7 protein-coding genes are annotated in these 6,096 nt (G+C 66.5%); 4 read left to right on the top strand and 3 right to left on the bottom strand.

The genetic code is table 11. The features are described from left to right. Positions 1-21 precede the first annotated feature (21 nt). The 3 genes from H2040_RS10675 to H2040_RS10685 all read right to left on the bottom strand — a co-directional run bounded on the left by H2040_RS10675 (position 22) and on the right by H2040_RS10685 (position 3,152). Positions 22-1,521: a phosphomannomutase/phosphoglucomutase gene (locus tag H2040_RS10675; RefSeq protein WP_287157325.1), complete on the bottom strand. Its 1,500-nt coding sequence runs from the start codon at positions 1,519-1,521 to the stop codon at positions 22-24. A 78-nt stretch (positions 1,522-1,599) separates the two neighbouring features. Further along, entirely contained in the window at positions 1,600-2,568 is a 969-nt protein-coding gene (locus H2040_RS10680) for a KpsF/GutQ family sugar-phosphate isomerase (protein WP_287157329.1), read from the bottom strand. Next, complete coding sequence (locus H2040_RS10685) at positions 2,565-3,152, bottom strand: hypothetical protein (RefSeq protein ID WP_287157331.1); 588 nt, start codon at positions 3,150-3,152, stop codon at positions 2,565-2,567. Before H2040_RS10685 ends, H2040_RS10680 begins: the two co-directional genes overlap by 4 nt. Positions 3,153-3,203: 51 nt before the next feature. Between H2040_RS10685 and H2040_RS10690 the strand changes: the two genes are divergently transcribed. The 4 genes from H2040_RS10690 to ribD are packed head-to-tail and all read left to right on the top strand — an operon-like array spanning position 3,204 to position 6,037. Beyond that, positions 3,204-4,199 (top strand): glycosyltransferase family 2 protein, encoded by a 996-nt coding sequence (locus tag H2040_RS10690; protein ID WP_287157333.1) that lies wholly within the window; start codon positions 3,204-3,206, stop codon positions 4,197-4,199. Beyond that, positions 4,196-4,858 carry a fructose-6-phosphate aldolase gene (gene fsa / locus H2040_RS10695; protein ID WP_287157335.1) on the top strand — a complete coding sequence of 221 codons (663 nt, stop codon included), beginning with the start codon at positions 4,196-4,198 and terminating at the stop codon, positions 4,856-4,858. Before H2040_RS10690 ends, fsa begins: the two co-directional genes overlap by 4 nt. A gap of 13 nt (positions 4,859-4,871) precedes the next feature. After that, the gene (gpmA, locus tag H2040_RS10700; RefSeq protein ID WP_287157337.1) at positions 4,872-5,594 is read left to right on the top strand and encodes a 2,3-diphosphoglycerate-dependent phosphoglycerate mutase; all 723 of its coding nucleotides are present in this window, start codon (positions 4,872-4,874) and stop codon (positions 5,592-5,594) included. Next, entirely contained in the window at positions 5,591-6,037 is a 447-nt protein-coding gene (ribD, locus tag H2040_RS10705; protein WP_287157340.1) for a bifunctional diaminohydroxyphosphoribosylaminopyrimidine deaminase/5-amino-6-(5-phosphoribosylamino)uracil reductase RibD, read from the top strand. The genes gpmA and ribD overlap by 4 nt, the downstream gene beginning before the upstream one ends. The last annotated feature ends 59 nt before the right edge of the window (positions 6,038-6,096 follow it).

Here is a 6,096-nt window from a genome sequence, read left to right on the forward strand (position 1 = left end):
GAGAAAGCGGGGTTTGCGGCGTTAGATCTTCTGGTCGAATTCGCCGATTTCGGGATGGCGCGCCAGGCGCGCCTCGATATCGCGGAACATGGCGACCATGTCGTCCTTTGAACTCGGGCTCTCCACCACCACGACAAGGTTGGGCGTGTTGGAGGAGGCGCGCACGAGGCCCCATGTGCCGTCGGACAGCGTCACGCGGACGCCGTTCACGGTGACCACGTCGGTGATCTTGCGGCCCAGAATCTCGCCGTCATTTTCGGCCAGTTCCCGGTATTCCTCGATGATCCGGTCTACGACATCGTATTTCTTCTCGTCGTCGCAATGCGGCGACATGGTGGGCGAGCCCCAGACCCTGGGCAGCGCCTCGCGCAGATCGGCCAGCGACTTGCCGGGATTGCGGTCCAGCATGCGCAGGATGGCGGCCGCTGAAATCAGGCCGTCATCATAGCCGCGCCCGATCGGGGCGTTGAAGAAATAATGGCCCGACTTCTCGAACCCGGCCAGCGCCCCCAGCTCCCGCACGCGGCGCTTGATATAGGAATGGCCGGTTTTCCAATAGTCAGTCTCGGCCTTGTTTTCCTGCATCACCGGGTCGGTGTTGAAAAGGCCCGTGGATTTCACGTCGGCGACGAATTGCGCCTCCGGGAATTCGTGGCTGAGATCACGGGCCAGGATCACGCCCATCTTGTCGGCGAAGATTTCCTCGCCCGTATTGTCCACCACGCCGCAACGGTCGCCGTCGCCGTCGAAGGCGAGGCCAATATCGGCCTTCTCTTCGCGCACGCGCTCGGCCATGGCGTGCAGCATCTTCATGTCTTCCGGGTTCGGATTGTATTTCGGGAAGGAGTGGTCGAGCGTGCAATCCATCTCGATCACCTCCGCGCCCAGCGCCTTCAGCGCCTTGGGGGCGAACGCGCCGGCCGTGCCGTTGCCCGCCGCCACGACGGCGCGGATCGGGCGGGACAGCTTGTCGCCGCCGGCCGCGTCCGCGATGTAACGCTCGGCGACGCCCAGCTCCCGCGTGTAGTGGCCGCCATGGCGCGCCTGGGAGCGGTTCTCCAGAACGATTTCCTTCAGGCGCTTCATCTCGTCCGGTCCGAAGGTCAGCGTCTTCTCGACGCCCATCTTCACGCCGGTCCAGCCATTGGCGTTATGGCTGGCCGTGACCATCGCCACGCACGGAATATCCAGATCGTATTGCGCGAAATAGGCCATGGGCGACAGCGCCAGGCCGATATCGTGAACCTCGATCCCCGCATTCATCAGGCCCACCGTCAGCGCCTGCTTGATGGACAGCGAATAGGACCTGTAATCGTGCGCGGTGATGATCTTGGGCTTCACCCCGGTTTCGTGGATCAGCGTGCCAAGACCCAGCCCCAGCGCCTGAACGCCGTAGAGATTCAGCTCCTCGCCGAATTTCCAGCGCGCGTCATACTCGCGAAAGCCCGTCGCCTTGATCAGGGGCAGCGTTTCATAGTCCCAGCTATTGGGCGCGATCTGGTCTTTGGGGTCGGGAAGCATGCGTGACGTTCCGTGTGCAGTGGCTCTTGAAGCTTGAACTGTGCATAGCCACGCCGCCATGGCGCGGCAAGCAAGCGGTCAGGCGATTCCCGCCCGCAGCAAATCGTGAATGTGCAGGATGCCGGCGGGCTTTCCGTCTTCCAGCGCGAACAGCACCGTAATGCGCGGCGATTGCGCCGTCATGCGGCGCAGCGCGTCGGCGGCCAGAACGCCCGGCTCCGTGGTGATCGGGTTGGCGGTCATCACGGCGCTGGCCGGCTGGTCCAGAAGGCCGCCGCCCATGTGCCGGCGCAGATCGCCATCGGTGATGATCCCGGCCAGCTTGCCGTCCGGGCCGGTCACGCCGACCGCGCCAAAACCCTTCTCGCTCATCGCGATCAGCGCCTCGGACATGGGCGTGTCGGCCCCGGTCAGCGGCATCTCCTCGCCCGCATGCATCAGGTCGCCGACGCGCATCAGGCGCGCGCCCAGCGCCCCGCCCGGGTGGAACTGGCGGAAATGCTCGGCCGTGAAGCCCTGCCGCTCCAGCAACGCCACGGCCAGCGCGTCCCCCAGCGCAATTTGCAGCGTGGTGGAGGTGGTGGGCGCCTTGGTCTCCGCGCAGGCCTCCGGCGCATTGGGGAGCACCAGCGCGATATCGGCGGCGCGGCCCAGCGTGCTTTCCCCCACGGCGGTTATGGCGATCAGCGGGATGGCGAAGCGGCGGCAATAGCCGATCAGGTCGCTCAGTTCCTGCGTCTCGCCGGAGCGGGACAGGGCGATCACCACGTCGTCGGGCGTGATCATGCCCATATCGCCGTGACTGGCCTCGGTCGGGTGGACATAGAGCGCCGGGGTGCCGGTGGAGGCCATGGTCGCGGCGATCTTGCGCGCCACATGGCCCGACTTGCCGATGCCGGCCAGCACGGCGCGGCCCTTCGCTTCGGCGATTCTGCCGACCGCCGTGTCGAACGCGCCGTCCAGCGCCTGTTCAAGCGCGGTCAGGGCGTCCGCCTCGATACGCAGGACGCGCTTGCCGGCCTCGATGGATGGGGTCTGTTTGCTCATTCAACCGGCTCCACGCTCAGCTGGGCGATGTCCAGCGTCTTGCCTTCGCCTGACGGGTCCGGCCACACGCCCAGATAGTCGACGCCCGGCGGGCCGTCTTTCTCCGGCAGGGCGAAGGTGAAGACATAGGTCTCGAACTCCCGCGTCGGAGTAAACTCCCGCCAGCCGCTGGAGCCGGGGGAGTCGCCGGTGAAGTAACCGACCAGGAAGCGATCGGTTGCATCCGCGCCGCGCGCCCGCGCCAGCACGGCGACCCGCACGGTGCGCCCGTTCAGCGCGCGCTCCTGCCGTGGGGCGATGGTGATGAACACGCCGGCGGAGCCATCGCCCACGCCCTCGGCCCGGGTGGCGCGGGCGCGGGCGTATTCCACCTCGTCGCCGTCCTCGCTTTCGTGCAGCTCCACGGACAGGCCCTCGGCGGCCCGCAGGGCGCGCAGGTCCGCCCCCCGCGCCAGCATCGGCCCGTTCGCCGAATCCTGGTTCAGGGCCAGCGTGTTGCTGCGGTCCGGGCCGGGCAGGAGGGCCGCGGTGATCATCCCCGCGATCAGCAGGATGAACAGGGGGTAGAAAAGACGGTCAGGCATCAAATGGCTCGCGCTTTGCGCTGGAACTCAAGCGCGTGTAGACGGGCGGGCATGAGCGGTGTCAAGAGCGATCCGAACACGCGCGCCGTGCTTGTGCCGGCGCTGGACGACCGCGCGGCGTTCGCCGTGCTGGTCAAGCGGCTGGCCGCCGCCGCGCCGGACGCCTTTATCGTGGTGGCCGATGACGGCTCCATGAAGGCGCCCGTGCAGGCCGCCGACATCGCCGCCGCGGGGATGGACGGCGTTGTTCTGCGCCTTGAGCGCAATCTGGGCCACCAGCGCGCCATCCTCACCGGTCTCAACTGGATCATGCGCGAAAAGCCGGGCGCGGCCGTCATCGTCATGGATTCGGATGGCGAGGATGATCCCGCCGACATCCCGCGCCTTCTGGAAGCCATGGAGGCGTCCGGCGCGGACGCCGTGGTGGCCGAGCGCGGACGGCGCTCGGTGCCGTTCTGGTTCCGCATGTTCCTGCGCCTCTATTACGCATTCTTCTGGGTGCTGACCGGCATGCGCCTGCGTCATGGCAATTTTTCGGCGCTCGCCCCCGCCGCCGCGCTGCGCATCGCGCGGATGGACGAGGCCTGGTCGCATTATGGCGCGGCCATCCTCTCCGCCCGTCTCGACGTGGCGCGCATCACCATCGACCGGGCGCAGCGGATCGAGGGCCGCTCGCGCATGTCGCTGACCTCGCTGGTCGTGCATGGCATGCGCTCCATCATCGTGTTCGCGGACCGGGTTCTGGCGCGCGCCACTCTGTTCGCCGCCGGGCTGGGCGCGGTCTGCGCCGCGCTGCTGGTGGTCGCCGCGGTGATCAAGCTGTGGGGCGCGGCGTCTCCGGGCTGGTTCACCGCTGCGGCGGGCCTGCTGACCGTGATGATGATCCAGTCCGCGGTGCTGGCGCTGCTGGCCGTGGTGCTGGCCGCGGCGGGCCGCTCCGCCGCGCCGCCCGCGCGCCCGGACGTGCTGGCGCTGATTGAGCGGGTCGAACCGGCGCGCCCGGACGGCTATGACGAAAAGGCCCAGCAGGGGAGAGGCCAGACATGAAATTCTTTCTCGATACCGCCGACACAGACGAGATCCGCCAATATGCCGGAACCGGCATGATCGATGGCATCACCACGAACCCGTCCCTGATCGCCAAATCGGGGCGCGACGTGTTCGAGGTGCTGGAGGAAATCTGCGGCATCGTCTCCGGCCCGGTCAGCGCGGAAGTCACCGCCACCGACACGGACGGGATGCTGGCCGAAGCCAAGCGCCTGCGCGAAATCGCTGGAAATATCGTCATCAAGGCGCCGCTGACCTGGGCGGGGCTGACCGCCACGCGCAAGCTGGCCGATGACGGCGTGGCGGTGAACGTGACGCTGTGCTTCTCCGCCAATCAGGCGCTGCTCGCGGCCAAGGCCGGCGCGGCCTATATTTCCCCTTTCATCGGGCGGATCGACGACATGGGCGCGGACGGTATGGAGCTGATCCGCGAGATCCGCGCCATCTATGACAACTACCCGGATTTCAAGACCGAGATCCTGGCCGCTTCCATCCGCACCAGCGCCCATGTGCGCGACAGCGCGCTGGCCGGTGCGGATGTGGCCACCCTGCCGCCCGCCACGCTGGAGGCGCTGGCAAAGCATCCCCTGACCGACAAGGGGCTGGATGCGTTTCTGAAAGACTGGGCCGCCACCGGCCAGTCGCTTCTCAAAGAATAGGACAGCTACCGACATGCCCAAGCTTGCCCTGATCCGTCACGGCCAGTCGCAATGGAATCTGGAAAACCGCTTTACCGGCTGGGTCGATGTCGACCTGACCGAGCAGGGCGTGCAGCAGGCGCGCCGCGGCGGCGAGTTGCTGAAAGCCGAAGGCGTGGATTTCGATTGCGCCTTCACCTCCATGCAGACGCGCGCCATCCGCACGCTGTGGCTGGCGCTGGAGGAACTGGACGCGGTCTGGCTGCCGGTGACCAAGGACTGGCGCCTGAACGAGCGTTCCTATGGCGGGCTGAGCGGTCTGAACAAGGCGGAGACCGCCGAAAAGCATGGCGAGGAGAAGGTTCTGGTCTGGCGCCGCTCCTACGACACGCCGCCGCCGCCGCTGGAAAAGTCCAGCGAGTTCCACCCCCGCCATGACCGGCGCTACAACCGCCTCTCCGACGAGGAGCTGCCGGACACCGAATCCCTGAAGACCACGCTGGAGCGCGTGCTGCCATACTGGGAAAGCGACATCGCGCCGAAGCTGGCGGGCGGCGAAAACGTCATCATCTCCGCGCATGGCAATTCCCTGCGCGCTTTGATGAAGCATTTGTTCAAGGTGTCGGACGAGGATATCGCGTCCTATGAAATCCCTACCGGCAATCCGCTGCTGATCGAGATGGGGCAGGATCTGTCCCTCCAGAATGCGCGTTATCTGGATTCGGACCGCGCCAAGCCTCTGCCCGATTTCAAGTGAGCACGGACGACGACACGCATTACATGATGCGCGCCCTCGCGCTGGCCGAACCCATGCGGGGCCGCACGGCCCCCAATCCGGCGGTCGGGTGCGTCATCGTGAAGAAGGGGGAGGTCGTGGGCGAAGCGGCAACCGCCCCCGGCGGCCGCCCGCACGCCGAGACGCAGGCGCTGGACAAGGCCGGCAAGCGCGCCAAGGGCGCGGACATCTATGTCAGCCTGGAGCCCTGCGCCCATCACGGCGTCACCCCGCCCTGCGCGGAGGCGCTGGTGAAGGCGCAGCCCGCCCGCGTCATTGTCGCCTGCCGCGACGATGATCCGCGCACGAACGGACAGGGAATCGAGATTCTGAAAAAAGCCGGGATCAAGGTGACCGAAGGCGTGCTGGAGGCCGAAGCCCGCGCCCAGAACGCCACCTTTTTCGCAAGGTTTATCCGGCGGTGAGGGTAATTAGGAATACCCAAAAAAACTTTTTTAAAAAATCACTTGAAGCTGGTTAAAAT

This window comes from Euryhalocaulis sp. (assembly GCF_013911995.1).
Taxonomy (GTDB): Bacteria; Pseudomonadota; Alphaproteobacteria; order Caulobacterales; family Maricaulaceae; genus Euryhalocaulis; species Euryhalocaulis caribicus.